Source organism: Brachybacterium sp. GU-2 (assembly GCF_030866705.2).
Taxonomy (GTDB): Bacteria; Actinomycetota; Actinomycetes; order Actinomycetales; family Dermabacteraceae; genus Brachybacterium; species Brachybacterium conglomeratum.
On sequence record NZ_CP133037.2, the window covers coordinates 2,962,171 to 2,982,008 of the forward strand.

The 19,838-nt window shown below is 70.1% G+C and carries 21 protein-coding genes and 1 tRNA gene; 13 read left to right on the forward strand and 9 right to left on the reverse strand.

Translation table 11 applies throughout. The annotated features are described in order from the left end of the window. The first annotated feature begins 9 nt into the window (after positions 1 to 9). From RBL05_RS13415 to RBL05_RS13435, 5 genes are all read left to right on the forward strand, one after another. Positions 10 to 744, forward strand: a complete 735-nt coding sequence (locus tag RBL05_RS13415) for an ABC transporter permease (RefSeq protein ID WP_308739053.1) — start codon at positions 10 to 12, stop codon at positions 742 to 744. Between the two features lie 129 nt (positions 745 to 873). Next, positions 874 to 2,511, forward strand: a complete 1,638-nt coding sequence (locus RBL05_RS13420; protein ID WP_308739052.1) for an alpha/beta hydrolase — start codon at positions 874 to 876, stop codon at positions 2,509 to 2,511. 142 nt (positions 2,512 to 2,653) lie between these two features. Beyond that, positions 2,654 to 2,726: transfer RNA gene (locus RBL05_RS13425), tRNA-Thr, on the forward strand. Positions 2,727 to 2,850: 124 nt separating this feature from the next. Next, complete coding sequence (locus tag RBL05_RS13430) at positions 2,851 to 3,285, forward strand: Fur family transcriptional regulator (RefSeq protein WP_263310912.1); 435 nt, start codon at positions 2,851 to 2,853, stop codon at positions 3,283 to 3,285. 98 nt (positions 3,286 to 3,383) lie between these two features. Continuing rightward, positions 3,384 to 4,895, forward strand: coding sequence for a catalase (locus RBL05_RS13435; protein WP_308739051.1), 1,512 nt, complete (start codon positions 3,384 to 3,386; stop codon positions 4,893 to 4,895). Between the two features lie 162 nt (positions 4,896 to 5,057). Here the strand turns inward: RBL05_RS13435 and RBL05_RS13440 are convergent, their stop codons facing one another. Next, a complete protein-coding gene (locus tag RBL05_RS13440; RefSeq protein ID WP_308739050.1) occupies positions 5,058 to 5,441 on the reverse strand; it encodes a universal stress protein in 384 nt (127 codons plus the stop codon). 65 nt (positions 5,442 to 5,506) lie between these two features. Then, on the reverse strand, positions 5,507 to 6,178 hold the full coding sequence (locus RBL05_RS13445) for a lysophospholipid acyltransferase family protein (protein ID WP_308739049.1): 672 nt from the start codon (positions 6,176 to 6,178) through the stop codon (positions 5,507 to 5,509). A gap of 208 nt (positions 6,179 to 6,386) precedes the next feature. Between RBL05_RS13445 and RBL05_RS13450 the strand changes: the two genes are divergently transcribed. The 4 genes from RBL05_RS13450 to nrdE all read left to right on the forward strand — a co-directional run bounded on the left by RBL05_RS13450 (position 6,387) and on the right by nrdE (position 11,339). Beyond that, on the forward strand, positions 6,387 to 7,886 hold the full coding sequence (locus tag RBL05_RS13450; RefSeq protein ID WP_308739048.1) for a Gfo/Idh/MocA family oxidoreductase: 1,500 nt from the start codon (positions 6,387 to 6,389) through the stop codon (positions 7,884 to 7,886). Between the two features lie 638 nt (positions 7,887 to 8,524). Next, positions 8,525 to 8,782, forward strand: a complete 258-nt coding sequence (gene nrdH / locus RBL05_RS13455; protein ID WP_308739047.1) for a glutaredoxin-like protein NrdH — start codon at positions 8,525 to 8,527, stop codon at positions 8,780 to 8,782. Between the two features lie 20 nt (positions 8,783 to 8,802). After that, positions 8,803 to 9,201, forward strand: a complete 399-nt coding sequence (gene nrdI / locus RBL05_RS13460; RefSeq protein ID WP_308739046.1) for a class Ib ribonucleoside-diphosphate reductase assembly flavoprotein NrdI — start codon at positions 8,803 to 8,805, stop codon at positions 9,199 to 9,201. Positions 9,202 to 9,206: 5 nt separating this feature from the next. After that, on the forward strand, positions 9,207 to 11,339 hold the full coding sequence (gene nrdE, locus RBL05_RS13465) for a class 1b ribonucleoside-diphosphate reductase subunit alpha (RefSeq protein ID WP_308739045.1): 2,133 nt from the start codon (positions 9,207 to 9,209) through the stop codon (positions 11,337 to 11,339). A 94-nt stretch (positions 11,340 to 11,433) separates the two neighbouring features. Here nrdE and RBL05_RS13470 read toward each other — a convergent pair whose 3' ends face one another. From RBL05_RS13470 to RBL05_RS13490, 5 genes are all read right to left on the reverse strand, one after another. Further along, positions 11,434 to 12,108 carry a hypothetical protein gene (locus RBL05_RS13470; protein WP_308739044.1) on the reverse strand — a complete coding sequence of 225 codons (675 nt, stop codon included), beginning with the start codon at positions 12,106 to 12,108 and terminating at the stop codon, positions 11,434 to 11,436. Next, on the reverse strand, positions 12,095 to 12,628 hold the full coding sequence (locus RBL05_RS13475) for a hypothetical protein (RefSeq protein WP_308739043.1): 534 nt from the start codon (positions 12,626 to 12,628) through the stop codon (positions 12,095 to 12,097). Before RBL05_RS13475 ends, RBL05_RS13470 begins: the two co-directional genes overlap by 14 nt. A 9-nt stretch (positions 12,629 to 12,637) precedes the next feature. Next, the gene (locus RBL05_RS13480) at positions 12,638 to 13,606 is read right to left on the reverse strand and encodes an IS481 family transposase (protein WP_308739042.1); all 969 of its coding nucleotides are present in this window, start codon (positions 13,604 to 13,606) and stop codon (positions 12,638 to 12,640) included. A 37-nt stretch (positions 13,607 to 13,643) separates the two neighbouring features. Then, positions 13,644 to 14,894, reverse strand: coding sequence for an IS256 family transposase (locus RBL05_RS13485; protein WP_122940988.1), 1,251 nt, complete (start codon positions 14,892 to 14,894; stop codon positions 13,644 to 13,646). A 318-nt stretch (positions 14,895 to 15,212) separates the two neighbouring features. Next, entirely contained in the window at positions 15,213 to 16,121 is a 909-nt protein-coding gene (locus RBL05_RS13490) for a WXG100 family type VII secretion target (protein ID WP_308739041.1), read from the reverse strand. Between the two features lie 140 nt (positions 16,122 to 16,261). Here RBL05_RS13490 and RBL05_RS13495 point away from each other — a divergent pair, with 140 nt between their 5' ends. Both RBL05_RS13495 and RBL05_RS13500 read left to right on the forward strand, forming a co-directional pair. Next, positions 16,262 to 16,684 (forward strand): hypothetical protein, encoded by a 423-nt coding sequence (locus RBL05_RS13495; RefSeq protein WP_308739040.1) that lies wholly within the window; start codon positions 16,262 to 16,264, stop codon positions 16,682 to 16,684. A 69-nt stretch (positions 16,685 to 16,753) separates the two neighbouring features. Beyond that, positions 16,754 to 17,185: a hypothetical protein gene (locus tag RBL05_RS13500; protein WP_318603744.1), complete on the forward strand. Its 432-nt coding sequence runs from the start codon at positions 16,754 to 16,756 to the stop codon at positions 17,183 to 17,185. A gap of 140 nt (positions 17,186 to 17,325) precedes the next feature. On the opposite strand, the gene RBL05_RS13505 is transcribed toward RBL05_RS13500, so the two are convergent. Further along, complete coding sequence (locus RBL05_RS13505; RefSeq protein ID WP_308739038.1) at positions 17,326 to 18,342, reverse strand: permease prefix domain 1-containing protein; 1,017 nt, start codon at positions 18,340 to 18,342, stop codon at positions 17,326 to 17,328. Beyond that, positions 18,339 to 18,674, reverse strand: coding sequence for a PadR family transcriptional regulator (locus tag RBL05_RS13510; RefSeq protein ID WP_191457506.1), 336 nt, complete (start codon positions 18,672 to 18,674; stop codon positions 18,339 to 18,341). The genes RBL05_RS13505 and RBL05_RS13510 overlap by 4 nt, the downstream gene beginning before the upstream one ends. Before the next feature lie 219 nt (positions 18,675 to 18,893). Between RBL05_RS13510 and RBL05_RS13515 the strand changes: the two genes are divergently transcribed. Together RBL05_RS13515 and RBL05_RS13520 are read left to right on the forward strand one after the other, a co-directional pair. Next, positions 18,894 to 19,325, forward strand: a complete 432-nt coding sequence (locus RBL05_RS13515; protein ID WP_308739037.1) for a hypothetical protein — start codon at positions 18,894 to 18,896, stop codon at positions 19,323 to 19,325. Positions 19,326 to 19,385: 60 nt separating this feature from the next. After that, positions 19,386 to 19,826: a hypothetical protein gene (locus RBL05_RS13520; RefSeq protein ID WP_308739036.1), complete on the forward strand. Its 441-nt coding sequence runs from the start codon at positions 19,386 to 19,388 to the stop codon at positions 19,824 to 19,826. Positions 19,827 to 19,838 lie beyond the last annotated feature (12 nt).

The following is a 19,838-nucleotide window of genomic DNA, read 5'->3' on the forward strand; positions in this document are numbered from 1 at the left end:
GAGACCCCCGTGCGACCCGACATCGACCTGCGCGCCTTCCTCGACACCCGAGGCGCGAAGATCCTGCTGACCCTGTCCCTGCTCGCCGTGGCCGGCTTCGCCGCGCTCGGCGGCCTGATCCAGCCCGCGCTCGTCCCCGACCGCACCGCCGATCTCGAGACGACCTTCTTCGTGATCTCGCTGCCGCTGACCCTGATCATCCCCGCGCTGACCGTGTGGATCACGGCGGGGGAGTGGTCCGACGGCTCGATCCAGATCACCCTCCTGCAGCGCCCCGGACGCCTCGCCGTCCTGGCCTCCAAGGCGATCGCGGCGCTGGTGGTGTTCGTCGCGCTGGCGGCGGTGAGCATCGGCCTGGCCGCCGCGAGCACCTGGATCGGCGGGGAGCTGATCGGCGAGGGCGCGCTGCTCTCGAGCATCGAGGGGGTGCTGACCACGCAGCTCGCGAACCTCGGTGCGACCTTCCTGTTCTCCCTCGCGATGGGCATGCTGCTGCAGTCCACCGTGCTGGGCCTGGTCGCCGCGATCGGCATCCCCTTCGTCATCGGGACCGCCTCGAACCTGGCCATGGCCTTCGGCTCGCAGACCCTGGCGGACGTCATCGCCGCGGTGGACCTCTCCGCCGCCTCGCTCGCCCTGGCGGACGGGGAGGCCGGCGCGTTCGAGCTGCTGCCGCTGGTCCTGCTGGTCCTCCTCCCCGCCGCGCTCGGGACGCAGAGGTGGCGCCACCGCGAGATCGGCTGAGGGAGGACGCTCCGCCGGGGCCGGACGCCCTGCGGACGATGACGGGGCCCTGACGTCGGGAGATCGGCGGGGAAGCGTCCTAGGATGGCCGGGCCCCACGGATGCTTCCCCCATGGACAAGGACCCCGCATGACGCCCCTCCGCGACACTCGACGCCCCCTCGCCCGCCTCGCCGCCGCGGCGGCCGTCGCGACGATGCTCCTGGCGGGGTGCACGGAGGGAGCCGCTCCCGAGGAGGACTCCCCGGCCGGCAGCGAGGCGAGCGACGCCGGCGGCGCGGGCGAGGACTCCGCCGACGAGGGCCCGGCGCTCGAGGAGACCGGGACCTCCGAGGCCCTCGACCTGCCGACGGACCCCGCCGAGGACCCCGCCTACGAGGCCTACTACTCCCAGCAGATCGAGTGGGGCCCCTGCGAGGACGTGGACGCCGAGGGCGCCGAGTGCGGGACGATCACGGTGCCGCTGGTCTGGAACGACCCCGAGGCCGGGGACATCGAGATCGCCGTCGGCCGCCTCGCCGCCGACGGCGAGTCGAAGGGCTCGCTGGTGACCAACCCGGGCGGCCCCGGCGGCTCGGGCGTGAACTTCCTGCCGTCGGCGGAGATCCTGATCTCCCCCGAGGTGCGCGCGAGCTACGACGTCATCGGCTTCGACCCCCGCGGCGTGAACCGCTCGGAGGGGATCGAGTGCCTCGACGACGCGGAGACCGATGAGTACCTCGCCGCGACCGGGGACCCCGCCGCGGAGGATGCGAGCGCGCTCGCCGAGGAGTGGGGTGCGCGCGTGGCCGAGGCCTGCGAGGCGAACTCCGGCGACGTCCTGCCCTATCTCGACAGCTACTCCGCGGCCCGCGACATGGACGTGCTGCGCGCGGCGCTCGGCGACGAGGAGCTCGACTATCTCGGCTACTCCTACGGCACCTATCTCGGCGCGAGCTACGCCGAGCTGCACCCCGAGCGGGTGGGTCGCTTCGTCCTGGACGGCGCGATCGACCCCGACATGTCCATGGACGAGTTCTCCGCCGGCCAGGCCGAGGGCTTCGAGCACGCGACCGAGGTGTTCCTGGCCCGCTGCCTCGAGGCCGGCGACTCCTGCCCCTTCCGCGGCGACGAGGCCGAGGCGAAGGAGCAGCTGCTGAGCTTCTTCGAGAGCGTGGACGAGACCCCGCTGGACACCGGCGACCCCGAGCGGCCGCTGACCGGGGCCCTCGCCCGCTCCGCGGTGCTGACGCTGCTGTACGACGACGCGCAGTGGGAGTACGGGCGCGAGGCGCTCGCCGCCACGATGAACGGCGACGGCTCCCAGCTGCTGTACATCGCGGACCTCTCCTCCGAGCGCCGCTACGACGGGACCTACCGCACCAACGCCGCCTTCGCGATCACGGCCGTGAACTGCCTGGACCACCCCGGGGTCGCCGACGAGCAGTGGGTCGAGCAGGAGGCCGAGCGCCTCGCCGAGGAGTTCCCGACCTTCGGCCCGATGCTCGGCGGGGACGGCTGCGCCCAGTGGCCCGAGGAGCCCGTGCGCGAGCCCGCGCCGATCACCGCCGAGGGCGCCGGCCCGATCCTGGTCGTCGGCACCACCGGCGATCCCGCCACCCCCTACGCCTGGTCGGAGCAGCTCGCCTCCCAGCTCGACGATGCGACGCTGCTGACCTACGAGGGGGAGGGTCACACCGCCTACGGCCGCTCGGGCGGGTGCATCGAGGAGCAGGTCGACGCCTATCTCCTCGAGGGCACCGTCCCCGAGGACGGGCTGCGCTGCTGAAGCGCGCGCGGCGGTCGACGGCTCGGCGCTCCGCCGCGGACCGGCCGTGCCGACGAGCGTGACGCGGATCGCGCCGGGACGCTTTGCGCCTGGCCAGCCAGGTCACGTACAGTGAACCGGTCCGCCGCGCGTGCGCGGCGCCGCCGCCTTAGCTCAGTCGGTAGAGCGATTCACTCGTAATGAATAGGTCGCCGGTTCGATTCCGGCAGGCGGCTCCGGATCACGGGCCCGGCCCCCTTCGAGGGGCCGGGCCCGTTCTCGTCGGCGGGGGAGGAGCCGGCGTGGACGAGACCGCTCGTTTTCTTGAGATTGTCCAGTAAGCGGGCTAGGGTGGGGATCATGACGACCACCGACCACACCTCCGCCCTGCGGAGCGTCGGCCTGCGCGTGACCGCTCCGCGGCTCGCGGCCCTGGCCGCGGTCGAGGCCCACCCGCACTCCGATGCGGAGGCGATCGCCCAGGCCGTGCGCGAGGACCTCGGCACGGTCTCACGTCAGGCCGTCTACGACGTGCTCAACGCCCTCTCCGATGCCGAGCTGCTGCGACGCGTCTCCGTCGGCGGGCGCTCCATGCGCTACGAGATGCACCGCCACGACAACCACCACCACCTGGTGTGCCGCAGCTGTGGACGTCTCGAGGACGTCCCCTGCGCCGTCGGCGCCGCGCCCTGCCTGATCCCGCACGAGGATCACGGCTTCTCGATCGAGATGGCCGATGTCGTCTACCGCGGGACGTGCAGCGACTGCCGCGAGCGCGAGGCCGCCACCCCCTGAACCCCCTGACCCGGCCCCGGCCGGATCAGGGTCCTTGACCGCCCACGACTGTCAGAACGTTTCGTCACGACCTGTCAGAAAGACCCGAGGAGAACTCCATGACCCATCTGGATCCCACGGCCCATCACGATTCGACGATCGCGTCGACCACCGAGTCCGGTGCGCCGCGCGAGTCCGACGCGAACTCGCTGAGCGTCGGCACCGACGGCCCGCTGCTGCTCCATGACGTCGCCCTGGTCGAGAAGCTCGCGCGCTTCGACCGCGAGCGCATCCCGGAGCGCAGCCCCCACGCGAAGGGCTCCGGCGCCTTCGGCGAGCTCGAGATCACCGAGGACGTCTCGAAGTACACCAAGGCGGGGCTCTTCCAGAAGGGCGCCAGGACCCCGATGCTGGCCCGCTTCTCCACCGTCGCCGGCGAGCTGGGCTCGCCCGACACCTGGCGGGACGTGCGCGGCTTCGCGCTGAAGTTCTACACCCAGGAGGGCAACTTCGACATCGTCGGCAACAACACCCCGGTGTTCTTCGTCCGCGATCCCATGAAGTTCCCCGACTTCATCCACTCCCAGAAGCGCACCCCCGACTCCGGCCTGCGCGACAACACCATGCAGTGGGACTTCTGGACCCTCTCCCCGGAGTCGGCCCACCAGGTCTCCTACCTCATGGGCGACCGCGGCCTGCCCAAGACCTGGCGCCACATGAACGGCTACTCCTCGCACACCTACATGTGGGTCAACGAGGCCGGCGAGAAGTTCTGGGTCAAGTACCACTTCCTCACCGAGCAGGGCCTGGAGTTCCTCACCAACGAGGAGGCCGACGAGATCGCCGGCACCGACGCGGACTACCACCGCCGCGACCTCTTCGAGTCGATCAAGAACGGCGACTTCCCGTCCTGGCGGCTCGAGGTGCAGATCATGCCCTACGAGGACGCGAAGACCTACCGCTTCAACCCCTTCGACCTCACCAAGATCTGGTCGAAGAAGGACTACCCGCGCATCCCCGTGGGCCGCTTCACCCTGAACCAGAACCCGGTCAACCACTACGCGCAGATCGAGCAGGCCGCCTTCAGCCCCTCGAACCTGGTGCCCGGCACCGGCGTCTCCCCGGACAAGATGCTGCTGGGCCGCGTCTTCTCCTACCCGGACGCGCAGCGCAACCGCCTGGGCACGAACTTCAACCAGCTGCCCGTGAACCGTCCGGTCATCGCCACCAACTCCTACGACAAGGAAGGCGCGATGAACTTCTTCCACAGCGGCGACGCGCCGGTGTACGCGCCGAACTCCTTCGGCCGCGCCTACCAGGACGAGCAGGGCCCGGTCGACAACGGCTGGGAGGCCGACGGCACGCTGGTGCGCGCCGCCTACTCCCTGCACTCCGAGGACGACGACTTCGGCCAGGCGCACACCCTGGTCCGCGAGGTCATGAGCGAGGACGAGCGCCAGCGCCTGATCGACACGGTCGCCGGCGGCCTGTCCACCGTGATCGAGCCGGTGCTCTCCAACGCCTTCCAGTACTGGAAGAACATCGACCAGGAGGTCGGCGAGGCCATCGAGGCGAAGGTCAAGGCCGGCCACGAGGAGCAGATCCCCGGCGCGGACCCCGTCTCGGAGTGATCCTCGCGCGAGCGACCGCCTGAGCGGCCCCGCACAGCGCAGCGGCCCGGTCCCTTCTCCGGAAGGGGCCGGGCCGCTGTCGTCGCCGTACGGGACGGCGTCGACGGGCGGGCTCGGGCCGAGCGGCGTCCGGGGCGGGCCGTGGGCGGCCCGAGCCGGGACTCAGACCACCAGTACGTCGCTGGGGGAGGAGAGCAGGAGCTTCTGCACGGTCAGGCCCAGCAGGTGGCGGGCGAGATCGTTCTGACGGCGCACGCCGAGCACGAGCAGCTCGGCCTTCTCCTCCTCGACCACCTGCAGCAGGACGTCGGCGATGTCGTCCTCCGTGGTCTCCTGGCGGAAGGCGACGCGCACGGTGGTGCGGCGGAGCTCGTCACGGGCGATCTCGAGCTGCTGCTCGTCCGCGTGGCGGGGATCCTCCTCGACGCCCGCGCGCAGCACGTTGACCACGACCAGCGGCCCGCCGCGCTGCTCGGCCTCCTCACGTGCCGCGGCCAGCGCCTTGAAGCCCACCTCGGTGGGGATGAATCCGACGACGACGGCCATCTGCTCTCCTGGCTGGGGTGCTCTCGGGCGACGGCCGCGACCTCGGTGTGCGGCCTGGTGCGATCCTACTGGTCCCGGGACCGTGCCGAGGGACCGTCGGCCCGGCGCTGACCGGACAGCGCCTGGATCTCATCCATGATCCGGGCGGTCAGGAGGCGTCGGCGCGCCCCTTTGGAGGCGGAGGGGTCGATCTCCTCGAGGGTGATCGGGGTGCCCACTCGGATCGTCATCTCGCCGCGGCGGGGGATCAGGGAGGAGAACATGTGCTGGGTGCCCTTGAGCCCGACCGGGATCACGGGGCAGCCCGACTCGAGCGCGAGCCAGGCCGCGCCCTGCTTGCCCGGGTGCAGCAGCCCGTCCTTGGAGCGGTGCCCCTCGGGGTAGACGGCGAAGCCCTCCCCGTTGCGCAGCACGTCGAGCCCGGCCTGCAGCGCGCCCTTGCCGGAGGAGAGCGCCTCGCGGTCCACCGGCACCGCGCCGACGGCGTCGAAGAACCAGCGCAGCACCGCGCCGTGCGGGCCCTTCTGCGTCCACAGCGACTCCTTGGCCACGAAGCGGATCGCTCGAGGCAGGACCACCGGGATCATGAAGCTGTCGATGTTGGCGAGGTGGTTCGAGGCGATCACGAAGCCGCCCTCGTGCGGCACGTTCTCCAACCCGCTGACCCGCGGGTTCCACAGCAGCCTCACGATCGGGCGCACGAATCCCCGCGCACCGGTGTAGAAGCGTCCGACCACGGGTCCTCCTCAGGGTTCGATCAGCGCCCCACGATAGCGCCGCGGGCGGGTGCGACGGAGCGGCGTCCCTGTGATCGTCGTCCCTGCCCGTGTGGTAGAACAGGCGTGCGATCGCGCCGGGTCCAGGTGCGATGCCGGAGACGGCCCGGCGCCCGTCGTCCCGGCGGTGCAGCCGCCTCTCCCTGCCGAGCCCCCGAGGAGCCTGTCGATGCCGAAGATCCTGAACATCGCCGTGGTCGGCGCCGGAACCGTGGCGCAGGCCGTGCACCTGCCGGTGCTGCGCCGGCGCTGGGACCGCTTCAGCGTGGCCGCGCTGGTGGACCACTCGCCCCGTCGGCGCCGCGAGGCCTCCGAGGTGTGGGGCATCGAGGAGGAGCGCCGCTACGAGACCGTCGCGGATCTCGTCGCCGCGGTGCGCGCGCGGACCCTCTCCCTGGACGGCGTGCTGCTGTCGACCGACGGGCTCCACGTCGACGACCTGCTCGCGATCGTGCGCCGCGGCATCCCGGTGATGGTCGAGCCGCCGCTGGGCTATTCCGAGGAGGAGGTCGCGAAGGTCGCCGAGTTCGAGCGGATCGCGGGAAGGCGCCTGGTGATGCTGGCCCATCCCCAGCAGTACGACGACTCCGTGGCCCGGATGTCCGAGCACATCGCGACCAAGGATCTGCGGATGGTGGATCACGAGGTCCTCATGCCCGCCAGCCAGCCCCTGTTCGGCCAGGCCCACGTCACCACCTCCTCCTACGACCTGCCCACGGAGCAGCGCACGGCGCGGCGCAAGGCTCTCCAGGCCGCCGTCGAGGCGGGCACCGGCGACGGCGCCACCCAGCGCGACCGGGACCTGTACGTCAAGGGTCTGCTCACCGGCGTCGCCCATCAGATGGCGGTCACCGAGGCGGCCTACGGACCGATCGAGAAGCTCGTCGCGGTGCGGCACTGGCCCAAGGGGGTGGTCCCCGGATCGATCGAGCTGCTCGGCGAGCTCGGCAGCGGGGCGCAGGTGCGCCTGGTGTGGCACTACCTCCCCTTCGCGCCCGAGTACTCCGAGACTCTGCAGGTGCTCTCCGCGCGGCGCCGCATGCGCCTGGACCTTCCCGCGCCCTCCCACGGCGACGCGCGCTCGACGGTCTCGCTGCGGGAGAAGAAGTCGGGCGTGGTCCAGGAGGTCGCGACCACCGCGCCGAAGGGCTCGGCCGAGCTGATGTGGGAGGCCTTCCACGCCTTCGTCGAGAAGGGCGAGGCGCCGCTGGCCGGCGCCGCCGAGGCGCTGCGCCAGGTGGTGCTGCTGCGCGAGGTGCTCGCCACCATCGTGGAGGCCGACGGCCGCAGCCTCGAGGCGGAGCCGGAGCAGGACTCCGGGACCGAGGAGGCGCCCGGGGCAGAGGAGGCGGCAGAGGCTGAGGAGCCGTCGGCCCAGCCGGAGGAGCCGTCGGCCCAGGCAGAGGAGCCGTCGGCCGAGGCGGCGACCGCGAACGCGGGACGCACGGACGAGGAGCCCGCCGACGGGGCGTCCGCCCCCTCCGCGACCGTCGAGGTCGAGCTGCCCGGCGCGGAGCCCGCGCCCGAGACCCTCGAGCAGCCTGCGGCGCCGAGCACCGAGGAGGTCGTCGACGCCTGGTCCGGCGGCGCCGAGGGCGCACCGGCCGCGGCCGAGGACGCACCGCCCGCGACCGCGGACCCCGCCGTCCCGGAGGACCCGCGCCGCTGAGACGCCCCGTCGGCGCTGCCGCACCGTCGGCCCCGGCGATCCGCAGACCGTCGCCGAGAGCCCCCGTCGTCCCCTGCCGGGGAGGGCGGGGCTCTCCGCGTCGGCTCCCTGCGTCCGGGCCCCGGACCGGTGGTCCGCGGCCCGGATCCGGCGCCCCGACGGGGGACGGGCGGGGGATGGACGGGGGACGGCGGGGGACACGCCGACGACACGCCCGCGACACGCCGGGGCGCGCGCGGGACACGCCGGGAGACACCTCACTCGGAGGCCTGTTCCGACCGCTCCGGCAGGGGTGCGGAGGGTGCCTGTCCACCGTCGTCGTCGGCCGCCCGGAGCGCCGTCCACAACGGGTTGTGCACGTATCAGCAGTGCTCGCACGGGAGGCGGCCGCTCCGTCCCCAGCGAGCACCCCTCCATCCACATGCTGTCAACAACGCATTGTGGATGACACTCCTGTAGTTCAGTACATCTTGTGGTCGTCGCGCCGAGTCACCACTAGGTGTAGTGTTGACGTTGTCGCGGCGCACAGGGCTCCTGCGGGAGTCCACAGCCTCGCGACACGGTCCTCGGACCTCCTGAACATCTCCTTCTCGCCCCTGTCCTGCGCCTCGGCGCGACGCTCCTGAAAGGCACTTCCCTTGGACATCACCGTGTACTCGAAGCCCCTCTGCGTGCAGTGCGATGCCACCAAGCGCGCGCTGAACAAGGCGGGCGTCGCCTACGACGTCGTCGACATCACCGAGGACGCCGACGCCCTCGCGAAGGTGAAGTCCCTCGGCTACGTCCAGGCGCCCGTCGTCATCACCGGCGAGGACCATTGGTCGGGCTTCCGCCCCGACAAGATCAAGGCGCTCGCGGGCGTCGGCGCCGAGCAGCGCCGCAGCGCCGCGATCTGAGCGACCGGGGAGGCGTCGGCGTGACCCGTCTCGTCTACTTCTCCTCGGTGTCCGGCAACACCAAGCGCTTCGTCGAGAAGCTCGGCCTGCCGGCCCATCGGATCCCGCTCTACCCCAAGGACGATCCCCTCGTCGTCGACGAGGACTTCGTCCTGCTGGTCCCGACCTACGGCGGGGGCAACGGCCGGGGCGCCGTTCCCAAGCAGGTCATCAAGTTCCTCAACGATGAACGCAACCGACGGCACATCCGCGGTGTGATCGGCGCGGGGAACACCAACTTCGGGGAGGCCTACTGCTTGGCCGGGGACATCATCTCCGCCAAGTGCCAGGTTCCCCACATGTACAAGTTCGAACTGTTCGGCACTCCGCGCGACGTGACGCGGGTCCACGACGGATTGGAAGAGTTTTGGCGACACTGACCGAGATGCCCCCGGTCGAGCACAACAGGCAGCTCGACTACCACGCGCTGAACGCGATGCTGAACCTGTACGGACCGGACGGCAGCATCCAGTTCGACAAGGACCGCGAGGCCGCGCGGGAGTACTTCCTGCAGCACGTGAACCCCAACACGGTGTTCTTCCACTCGCTGCGCGAGAAGATGGACTACCTCGTCGAGAACGACTACTACGAGCCGGAGGTGCTCGAGCAGTACGAGTTCTCCTTCATCGAGTCGCTCTCCGAGCAGGCCTTCGCGAAGAAGTTCCGCTTCCCCACCTTCCTCGGCGCGTTCAAGTACTACACCTCGTACACGCTGAAGACCTTCGACGGCAAGCGGTACCTCGAGCGCTTCGAGGACCGCGTGGTGATGGTCGCCCTGACCCTCGCGCGCGGCGACGAGCAGCTCGCCCGCAACCTCGTCGACGAGATCCTCGACGGCCGCTTCCAGCCGGCCACCCCCACCTTCCTCAACGCCGGCAAGGCCCAGCGCGGCGAGCTCGTCTCGTGCTTCCTGCTGCGCATCGAGGACAACATGGAGTCCATCGGCCGCTCCATCAACTCCGCGCTGCAGCTGTCCAAGCGCGGCGGCGGCGTCGCGCTGCTGCTGAGCAACCTGCGCGAGTACGGTGCGCCGATCAAGCACATCGAGAACCAGTCCAGCGGCGTCATCCCCGTGATGAAGCTGCTCGAGGACTCCTTCTCCTACGCCAACCAGCTCGGCGCGCGTCAGGGCGCCGGTGCGGTGTACCTCAACGCCCACCACCCCGACATCCTGCGCTTCCTGGACACCAAGCGCGAGAACGCCGACGAGAAGATCCGCATCAAGACCCTCTCCCTCGGCGTCGTCATCCCCGACATCACCTTCGAGCTCGCGAAGAAGAACGAGCCGATGTACCTGTTCTCCCCGTACGACGTGGAGCGCGAGTACGGCAAGCCCTTCGCGGACGTGAACGTCTCGGACGTCTACCACGAGATGGTCGACAACCCCCGCATCTCGAAGAAGAAGATCAAGGCCCGCGACTTCTTCCAGGTCCTCGCCGAGATCCAGTTCGAGTCCGGCTACCCGTACATCATGTTCGAGGACACCGTGAACCGCGCGAACCCCATCGCCGGCAAGGTCACCCACTCGAACCTGTGCTCCGAGATCCTGCAGGTCTCCACCCCCTCCACCATGAACGTCGACCTCACGTACGACGAGATGGGCCGGGACATCTCCTGCAACCTCGGCTCGCTGAACATCGCCAAGGCGATGGACTCCCTGGACTTCGCCCAGACCATCGAGACCGCGATCCGCGGCCTCACCGCGGTCTCGGACACCTCCGACATCGAGTCCGTGCCCACGATCGCCGAGGGCAACCGGAAGTCCCACGCCATCGGCCTCGGCCAGATGAACCTCCACGGCTACCTCGCCCGCGAGCGGGTGTTCTACGGCTCGGAGGAGGGCATCGACTTCACCAACATGTACTTCTACGCGGTCACCTATCACGCGATCCTCGCGTCGATGAAGCTCGCGAAGGAGCGCCAGGAGAAGTTCTACGACTTCGAGAACTCGAAGTACGCCACCGGCGAGTACTTCCAGAAGTACACCGAGCAGGTGTGGGAGCCGGCGACCGACAAAATCCGCGAGCTGTTCGCGAACTCGAACGTGCACCTGCCCACCCAGGACGACTGGAAGCAGCTGCAGGCCGAGGTCGCCGAGTACGGGATGTACAACGCCTACCTGCAGGCCGTGCCTCCCACCGGCTCGATCTCGTACATCAACCACTCCACCTCCTCGATCCACCCGATCGTCTCCAAGATCGAGATCCGGAAGGAGGGCAAGATCGGCCGGGTGTACTACCCCGCGCCGTACATGACCAACGACAACCTCGAGTACTACGAGGACGCGTACGAGATCGGCTACGAGAAGATCGTCGACACCTACGCCGCGGCCACGCAGCACGTGGACCAGGGCCTGTCGCTGACGCTGTTCTTCAAGGACACCGCCACCACGCGCGACGTCAACAAGGCGCAGATCTACGCATGGCGCAAGGGCATCAAGACCTTGTACTACATCCGCCTGCGCCAGATGGCGATCGAGGGCACCGAGGTCGAGGGCTGCGTCAGCTGCATGCTGTGACGGCCTGACCCGCGGCACACGGCCCGCTCCCGGAGAGTTCCGGGGCGGGCCGTTCGTCATGCTCGACCGAGACCGTCCGGTCAGGCGGCGATGCTCATGCCTGGGGTCGCAGCAGCCCGGTCAGCAGGCTGCGGGTCGCACCGGTGGGATCGGTGCCGCGCACAGCGTCGATACTGTCCTCGGCAGCGATCAGGTAGCGGCCGCGAAGCAGGAGTACCCGAGAGGTGCGGTCCCCCTCGGGTCGGCGGCGCACCAGCTGCGCCGCACGGGGCTCGGCCCGCTCGAACTCCGCGCGCTCTGCGTCGGGCAGGGTGTGCGAGGCCCGGATCGCGGCGCCCCAAGCGCTCTCGCGGAGCTCGCTTTCGGGGTGGAAGAGGCTCGTCAGGCTCCCCTCTGGCAGCTCGAGCACGGTGCCCGTGCCGAGCGGATCGACAGGCGCGATGCTCGTGAGCCTCAGCAGGGCGCCGGGGAGGGCGGACGTCGGGAAGGCGGCGATCTCGACGGTGTCCGACTGCCCCTGGCTGCGGCGCAGCGTCCCGCCGCGGGACAGGGTGAAGCGGTGCGTGCTATAGCTCAGCGGCCCGGAGAGGGTGACCTCGACGGTGCCCGACGCGGCGGCGACGATCTCGCCGATGCTCTGCACGAACGACGGATCCAGCGCCTCGGTACCCGCGGCGGGACGGCCGGCGGCCAAGGCCTCGACGAGGGCGTCGATCTCGGGGCCGGGGCCGCTCGCGATGACCCGCGAGCTCGCATCAGGCGTGATCATCGGCGCGCTCCTCCGTCGTGGGCTCCGTGATCGTCCAGGAGGCGGCGATCGCGTCGAACAGGTCCCCGTGCTCGGCATCGAGCAGGGGGAGCGTGGTGAGGGTGAGCGTCAGGCCGAGCCCGGGCACCAGGCGGTTCCAGCGACGGGTGAGCACGGTCGCCCCGTGCCGGTCCGTCATTACCGAGCAGTGGTACCACTGCTCGGCGCTCGTGTCGCCGCCGAGGGCCGGGAGTCGACGATCGTCGAGGACCTGCAGGTCCGGGAGTGCGGAGAGTTGACGGTCCCGCACGGTGATCTGCCAGTCCTCGAGCCCGATCCCTTCGGGCAGCGCGGCCCCGGTGAGGACGATGTTGGTCCCGTATGCCGGGCTCAGCGTGCCGTCGTCCATGAAGCCCGCGAGGACGGCGTCCGTGGCTGGGGTCGGCACCCAAGTGACCGGGACGTCCACGGCCATCGGTGGGACGAGGGAGTCCGGTCGAGGCAGGACCTCGGTGCGCAGAGGGGTCGTGGTGGAGGGCATGGAGTCAGCCTAGGTGTAGTTGGCCATGACGTTGTCGACGCTGGTGTGGAGGCGTGAGGCTGGGGGCTGATCGCTGCAGGCGGTGTGGGGGCGATGGTAGTCATAGTGATGGACCCAGACCGCGATCGCGTCTCTCCGCTCGTTCTCGGAGTTGTAGGCGCGGGCGTAGAGGCACTCGTCGGTCATGATCCGCTGGTAGCGCTCGACCTTCCCGTTGTGCCGGGGCGTGTAGATCCGCGTGTACTGGTGCCGGCCGATGAACGCTCTGGTTGATCGCCGGAAGGCCTTGGCGGTGTAGTTGCTGCCGTTGTCGGTCACCAGGCGGGAGATCCTGGTGATGCCGTGTGCGGTGAAGAACGCCCGGGCTCGGTGGAAGAACGCGATGGTCGTGGCGGCTTTCTCGTCCTCGAGCGCTTCGGTGTAGGCCAGGCGGGAGAACCCATCGATGATCGAGTGGAGGTAGGTGTAGCCGATCCGCTGGGAGTGCTTCTTCTTGTCCTGCACGGAACCTCGCCCATGCGCCCACCAGCCCCCGCCATCGCGGAGCTTGCCGATCTTCTTCACGTCCATGTGGACCATGTGCCCGGGATAGCGGGCGATGATCTTCCCAGGTGAGCGGGTATTCTCGCCGTCCGGGGCGATGTCTCGGATCCGGTTCAAGCCCAGCCGATCTAACCAGCGAGTCACGGTCCGCACGCAGCAGCGGTACTGGTGAGCGTCGGCGAGTTCGCGGGCGATCCGGCGCGCGGACCACTTCTTCTTCCGGCGCCAGAGCTCGATCAGCTCGAGCACCCAGACCGGGAGCCGTGTAGGTCGGTTCGCTGGCGCGCTGGAGTGGTCCTGCAAGCCGAGCTCGCCATGCTCGTGGTAGCGGCCGACCCACTTCGACAGGGTCGAGCGGGCGATGTGGAACTCCGCAGCGACGTGCGCGATTGGCCGACCACGCTCGATCACCTGGGCGACGGCTCGCTGGGTCAAGTCCCTGGAAGTGGTGTAGCGATCCTTCGCTGATTGGTCAGGCGGTGAGGGCGGGCAGGGCGTCGGTGGCGACCTCCTCGGGGCTGGTGTCGGGGACGATGCTGAGGCGGCAGCGGGCGAGGACGTCGAGGCCGAGGTAGCGGCGTCCTTCGGCCCACTCGTCGGTCTGTTCGGCCAGGACCGCGCCGACGAGGCGGACGATCGCTTCGCGGGTCGGGAAGATCCCCACGGAGTCGGTGCGGCGGCGGATCTCCTTGTTCAGCCGTTCGGTGGGGTTGTTCGACCAGATCTGGACCCACACGTCTTTCGGGAACGCCGTGAACGCGAGGAGATCGGCGCGGGCCGCGTCGAGGTGGTCGGCCACGGCCGGGAGCTTCTCGCTGACGTAGTCCAGCAGCCGCTCGAACTGGCCGTTCACCGCTGCTGCGTCGGGCTGGTCATAGACGCTGTGCAGCATCGCTTTCACCGCCGGCCACATGCTCTTCGGCGTCACGGCCATGAGGTTCGCGGCGTAGTGGGTGCGGCACCGCTGCCAGGCCGCGCCAGGCAGGTGCGCAGCGATCGCCTCGACTAGGCCGGCGTGCGCGTCGCTGGTGACCAGGCGGACTCCGGCGAGGCCGCGAGCGACGAGGTCAGCGAAGAAGCTGTTCCAGGCCGCTCCGGTCTCGCTGGTCGCGACCCTCATTCCCAGGACCTCGCGGTGCCCGTCTCCGTTGACGCCGGTGGCGAGCAGGACGACGGCGTTGGTCACGCGCCCGCCCTCACGCACTTTCATGGTCAGGGCGTCGGCGGAGACGAACGTGAACGGCCCGGCCTCGTCCAGGGGGCGGTGGCGGAACTGCTCGACGTGCTCGTCCAACGACTCCGCCATCCTGCTGACCTGCGACTTCGAGAGCGAGTTGATGCCGAGAGTCTTCACGAGCTTGTCCATGCGGCGGGTGGAGACGCCGGCGAGGTAGCAGTCTGCAACGACCGTGATCAGCGCGGACTCGGCGCGTTTGCGCCGCTCGAGCAGCCAGTCGGGGAAGTAGGTGCCGGTGCGGAGCTTGGGGACTGCGACGTCGATCGTGCCAACTCGGGTGTCGAGGTCGCGGTGGCGGTAGCCGTTGCGCTGCGCGACCCGGCCGCTGCTGGGGCGGCCGTACTCCGCGCCGGCAACGGCATCAGCGTCCGCGGAGAGCAGGGTATTGATCACGTCCTGGAGCAGGCTGCGCATCAGATCCGGGGACGCCTCGGCCAGGGCTTCACCAAGCAGGCCGGAAGGGTCGACAATATGGGGTGCGGTCATCGTGATGACTCCGTTCGAGAGTGCTGTGGAAGGTTCACTCGAAGGATCACACGGTGGCCGCGCCCACGTCCGAGACGATCACGGGGCCACCGCGCTACACCACTATGCGGGACTCAACTGCTCGCTGTCTTCCGAGCACGGTCAGCGGGGCATTACGGTGGGTCACGGAACGGGTCTCTTCCTGCGAGATGGACGGCTTCAGCACCACCCATCGTGCCGGTCAGGGACCCGTTCCTTCATCCCCGGCCAGCGTCCACAACGTCATGACCCGCAACACCTAGGGGGGGGAGGGGCAGTGGCTCGAGGGCTGTACGGGGCTCAGTCGAGGATGGCGTCGATGCCGGCATCCGCGAGGCGTCCGCCGAAGTAGCTTCCGATGAAGTCGCCGGCGTAGCCGCCGATGGCCCCACCGACGGCGGCGCCGCCGCCACCGCCTGCGGCGCCGCCCACGGCGGCACCGGGACCGGTCGGGGAGGTCGCCACGGCCCCGCCGCCGCCACCGATCAGTCCGCCCAGGAAGCCGCCGGCCGCGGTCCCGGCGGCGGTCCCGAGGAGACCGCCGCCGAGGGATCCGGCAAAGTTGGCCCCGCCGTCCAGTGCGGCGCGACCCAGCCGTTCCCCGAAGCCCATGTCCAGGTGGTTCTCGCCGTCCTGCTGCCACCGCTCGACGCCTGCGACGATCCCGGTGTAGGCATCGCCGACGTACGGGACGGCCGAGCCCAGGAGCCGCTTCCCCGTGTTCTTGCCGAGATCGGGGGCGTGCTTGAGCGCGTCGTCGATGCCGTTCTTGATCGCGTTCCCGACATCCCCGAGGCCCTTGCTGATGACGTCATGGACGGTGGGGAGGATGTCGTCGGTGAGGTGGTTCCATGCGTCCTCGAGGAAGGAGCCGACGGTGTCGATCGCGTCGCCCAGCGCCGAGAAGACTCCCTCGAGGAAGCCGCCCTCGGAGCCGTCGGAGGCGGAGTCCTGCTCCTCGACGTGGCCGCGGAGCTCGTCGATCCGGCGCTGGAGCTGATTGAGGGCGGTCCGCACCGTCGTCATGACCTCGTTGCTGTAGCGATCGCCGAACGCGTCGGCATCGGGGCCCACCCACTGCGAGCCCACGATCGCGCGGACGACTCCCTCGAGCGTGCTGAAGCGGTCCTCGATCGTGCCCGTTCGATCCGTCAGAAGGCCGCCGTAGTCCTCGACCTGTGCGGTGTCCATCCCCTGGAAGCCGGTCATCGTCCATCCCCTCGTTCGGCGCCCCCACGTGAGCGTCCGACAGTCGTCGCGTGACGTCGAATCTAGGGGAGCGCGCCGCCGGTGGCGATGGGGAGAACTCCCCAGCGGTCCCGGCGGGGACGAGATGGGAGTATGGACCGATGGATTACGGAGCCCTCCTCGCCGCCGTGCTCTGCTTCCTCGTGAGCGGGGCGATACTGATGCTCGCCGCGTGGTTCCGCTGGGGCAGGTCCGGGGCCGCCCGCTGGTGGGTGCGGCGACAGCCCGTGGACCGCATGATGTTCATGCACGCCGCCGGGGAGGGCGTGGCGCTGGGGCTCGTGCCCTATCTCGGCCAGCTGATGGCGGCGATCGGGGTCGTCCTCCTGCTCGCGGTGCACCCGGGGGTGCGCGATGTGCTCCATGCCCCGGTGATGTGGACCGTGGTGGCTCTCGAGATCGTCCTCGCGATCGTCATGATGATGCTCGTGAGCAATCGGCAGATCCTCGCCCTGTTCGTCTACCCCGGATGGCTGCGGCCGCAGCGCCGCGCCGAGCGGCGATGGCTGGACGGTCACCGGTGACTCGCACGCCCGTCGTGGGGCGAGGACGACATGGGGAGAGGCCCCATGCGGTGAGAGGAGGATCGACGCTTGGATCTCTCGCTCGCCCTGGTCGCGCTGGCACTGTTCCTCTTCGGCGGTGCCCTGACGGCCCTCGCGATGCTGTGTCGTGCCGGTCGAGGGCGGGTCTTCCGCGCATGGGTCGACACACACGGCGCGGGGCCGGGCCGTGGGTTCGCCTACGCGGAGACCACCGTGCTCGTGCTGCTGCCGATGTGCGCGCAGACCGTCTTCGTGGCCGGCGGGGTGGGGGGGCTTGCCTCCGTCGACGTGCTGCGAGAGGCGATGGCATCGGTCCTGGTGCCGGCAGCGGTGATCCTCGAAGTGCTGATCTGGGTCGTGCTGCTCCTCCTGATCGGCTACCGCTCCGTTCTTCCGCTGTGGATATACCCGGCCTGGTTGCGGGAGACCCGTCGCGCTGAGGTCGAGCATCTCAGGGCGCAGCGGGGCCGTCGCCTCTGAGCCGCAGGCATGACTCCCGCGAAACACGGACTCGGCGAGTCGCCGGCGATGCGGCCGAGGGTCATGTCAGCTGCATGAGTAGAGAGCCTGACCCATTGCCGGCGGCCCGCCCAGGGAGAGGTCCCGGGGCGGGCCGTTCGTCATGCTCGACGGGTGCGCGAGCGGGTGTCGTCCGCCGCCGAGCCGAGCGCCGCGCTCGCCGACCAGAGGCCCGCGTAGAGAACGCCGGCGATCGGCCAGACGACCCAGGTGATCCCCCACTCGCCGCTGAGGAAGCTCCAGGCCAGGTAGATCGCTGCGGCGACGGGCCAGTACACCGCGGCGACCACCCGGATCGCGGGGGAGGTGCTGGTGGCGGAGAGGTCGTCCTCGTCCTCCTCCTGCAGGAGCGCCGCCGCGGCGGTGTCCGACCAGGCCGAGCGCAGCAGGATCCACAGCCCGAGCGCGACCATCGCCAGCGTCGCGCACACCCCGTACAGCGGGGCCAGCGACCCGGCGTCGGTCAGGACGCCCATGAGGATCACCGGCACCGCGGCGAGGATCCACAGCATGATCGCGGCGCCCGTGGCGAGGGTGCGCTCACGGCGGTGCTCCCGGCGCAGGTCGCGGGCGATCTCCCGCACCGCCGGGGTGGGGGAGAAGCGTGCCTCGTCGATGTCCTCGAACTCCTCCATCCGGCTGCCCTGGAGCACCAGGAGCACCACGCCGACGGCGACGAGGATCAGCAGCGCGGTGAGCCCCGCGCCGAGCGCCCAGCCCGACGGCTCCTCGCCGCCGACGGCGATCAGGAGCAGCAGCGGGAGCGCGGAGAGGACGAACAGGGGGATCGCGACGGCGGGGATCCACCGTCCGCGGCGTACTGCCTCCACGTACTCCTCGGCGCGCTCGGTGCTGAGCATCGCCGGTGCCGTGGTGCCCGTGCCGACCGCGGTGCCGTCCAGCTCCGCGGTGATGCCGAGCTCGGCGGCGACCTCGTCGAGGCTGCCGAACTCCGCGATCACGGCGCCGACGGCCTGGGACTCGGTGCGGCCGGCGTCCATCAGCGCCTGCTGCTGGTCCTCCATCAGTGCTCGCAGCTCGGTGCGGGCCTCGCGCAGACGGGGCGAGTCCGGGTAGGGGGCGAAGAGGGTGTCGAGATAGGAGTCGATGACGGTCACGAGGTGTCCTTCCCGTCCGTGAAGCGGTCGACGAGGGCCCGCGTGCTGCGCCATTCGGTGCGCTTGACGTCGAGCTGCTCGAGGCCGGCGGCGGTGAGCTTGTAGTAGGTGCGTGGCTTGCCCGAGGTGGAGACGTCCTCGTAGCTGTCCAGGAGCCCCTGGGACTGGAGTCGCTTGACCGCGGTGTAGAGGGTGGTCTGCTTGATCAGGTACTCGCCGCGGGAGCCGTCGGTGATGGTCTTGGAGAGTTCGTAGGCGTAGGAGGGGCGGTCCTCGAGGATCGACAACAGGATCAGGTCGATGTGCCCGCGGATGGCATCGGCTCCGATCACATCGGGTCCCTGCCTCTCGTCGTGGTGCTGTGGTGCGTCCTCCGGAAAAAATACTACGGCAGGCGTAGTACGGCAAGAGGGGTACGGCGTGTCCTCCCGCGATCACGCCCGCGGGAGAGCTGAGACGTGTGTGTGAGCAGGCGGAGCAGGTGCCCTCGGGAGACGGAGGGCGGCGAACGGCGTCGCCGGTAGGGCAGTCCCGCGTGCCACCATGAGGTCATGACCAGCGACATCCTGGCCGGGCTCGTGATCGGCGTCGTGCTGTTCCTCGCCGCCGCACTGCTCGCCTCGGTGTGCCTGTGGTGGAGGGTCGGCACCAGCGCGTCGGCGCGGTGGTGGGTGCGGCGTGAGCCGATCGAGCACCGGAGGACGTACCCGTTCTCCGAAGGGATAGCGCGGGTGCTCCTGCCGGTGATGGCCGAGACCCTCGCGATGCTAGGCATCGTGGCAGTCCTCGGGCCGGTGGTCGCCCCGGTCGAAGGGATCGCACTCGTCGCGGCGCTGGGAGCCGTGCTGTTCCAGGCGGCCCTCTACGTCATCGCGCACGGGGCGACCTGGCAGCGGTGGATCCTGCCGCTGTGGGCGTACCCCGCCTGGCTGTGCGAGACCCGTCGCCGGGAACGGGCCCTGCTCGCCCCGGGGGAGCGCTGAGCGGACGCGGGAGATGACGCGCCGAGGGCGTCGATCCTCGGCGCGTGCCACTATGGGACCGTGTCGATGGACGTCGCGGTCGCCCTGGTGGTAGGCCTTCTCGTCGCAGGGGCAGGTGCCGCGCTGCTGCTCCTGGCCGCGTGGTGCCGTCGCGGACGTTCGGCGGCGTCCCGCTGGTGGGTGCGCCGCGGCGGGCTCGAGCATGCCTCCCTCTACCTCACGCGCGAGACCTTCGCTCTGGCCTGGGTGCCGATGCTCGCGCAGACCCTGCTCCTCGCGGGGCCGGCGATCCCCCTGGTCGCCCTGCTCGGCAGCGGCACGGCCGCAGGGAGCACCACGATCGGGATGCTGGTGGTCGTCGAGCTGGTCCTCTGGATGGCCGTGCTCCTCATGACGGGCTACCGCTGGGTCCTGCCCCTGTGGATGTATCCGGACTGGCTGCGTGAGATCCGCCGTGGCGAGGTCGAGCAGATGCGGGCGACCCCGAGCGGCCGCCTCTGAGCCGCCGGCGGG

Coding starts and splice junctions, on each gene's coding strand:
- RBL05_RS13450 (WP_308739048.1), top strand. CDS start 6,387: ATGCCGAAGATCCTGAACATCGCCGTGGTCGGCGCCGGAACCGTGGCG.
- RBL05_RS13470 (WP_308739044.1), bottom strand. CDS start 12,108: ATGATCACGCCTGATGCGAGCTCGCGGGTCATCGCGAGCGGCCCCGGC.
- RBL05_RS13515 (WP_308739037.1), top strand. CDS start 18,894: ATGACCAGCGACATCCTGGCCGGGCTCGTGATCGGCGTCGTGCTGTTC.
- RBL05_RS13475 (WP_308739043.1), bottom strand. CDS start 12,628: ATGCCCTCCACCACGACCCCTCTGCGCACCGAGGTCCTGCCTCGACCG.
- RBL05_RS13495 (WP_308739040.1), top strand. CDS start 16,262: ATGGATTACGGAGCCCTCCTCGCCGCCGTGCTCTGCTTCCTCGTGAGC.
- RBL05_RS13420 (WP_308739052.1), top strand. CDS start 874: ATGACGCCCCTCCGCGACACTCGACGCCCCCTCGCCCGCCTCGCCGCC.
- RBL05_RS13440 (WP_308739050.1), bottom strand. CDS start 5,441: ATGGCCGTCGTCGTCGGATTCATCCCCACCGAGGTGGGCTTCAAGGCG.
- RBL05_RS13435 (WP_308739051.1), top strand. CDS start 3,384: ATGACCCATCTGGATCCCACGGCCCATCACGATTCGACGATCGCGTCG.
- nrdE (WP_308739045.1), top strand. CDS start 9,207: ATGCCCCCGGTCGAGCACAACAGGCAGCTCGACTACCACGCGCTGAAC.
- RBL05_RS13490 (WP_308739041.1), bottom strand. CDS start 16,121: ATGACCGGCTTCCAGGGGATGGACACCGCACAGGTCGAGGACTACGGC.
- RBL05_RS13430 (WP_263310912.1), top strand. CDS start 2,851: ATGACGACCACCGACCACACCTCCGCCCTGCGGAGCGTCGGCCTGCGC.
- RBL05_RS13485 (WP_122940988.1), bottom strand. CDS start 14,894: ATGACCGCACCCCATATTGTCGACCCTTCCGGCCTGCTTGGTGAAGCC.